Here is a 496-nt window from a genome sequence, read left to right as displayed (position 1 = left end):
TGCCGCCAGCAGTGAGCTGGCTGGTACCGGCGACCGTGCCTTGCACAATATGCGTGTCGCCGCCGCTGTTGGACAACAATGCCCCACCCACGGTCAGAGCGTTGATGGTCGTGTTGCCACCCGATGCCAGCGTGGCATTCAACGCCGTGTTCAGCGAGCCGGTCACGTCGAGATCGCCCTGCGTCGCGGTCAGCGTTGCCGCGCCACCAGCGTTGAGCGTCGTCGCGTTGAGATTGCCACCTGCCTGTGCCGTCAGATCTCCGGACGTGGTCACGCTCAGCAAATTCATGTCCGTGCCGGAGGACAGATTTGCACCGCCGTTCTGTACGTTCAGCAGCTGGTCCACGTCGAATTCGCCGTCCGCGTTTCCTTTGTAGGAACCGCTGCTCAGTACGACGTCGCCGAGATGGGTATCGCCTGCCGACTGCGTGGTGACATCGTTCCCGGCTTTCAGGTTGTCGATATTCAACATGCCGCCAGCAGTGAGCTGGCTGGT

The 496-nt window shown here is 61.9% G+C and carries 1 protein-coding gene; it reads right to left on the bottom strand.

The window, feature by feature from the left end:
- On the bottom strand, nt 1-496 hold a 496-nt coding region (locus GSQ77_RS27590; protein WP_158907105.1), incomplete at both ends, for a hypothetical protein.

This window comes from Burkholderia sp. L27(2015), from assembly GCF_009765705.1.
GTDB lineage: Bacteria > Pseudomonadota > Gammaproteobacteria > Burkholderiales > Burkholderiaceae > LMUX01.
Note: the sequence above shows the minus strand (reverse complement) of the source record. Positions and strands in the feature narration are given on the sequence as shown.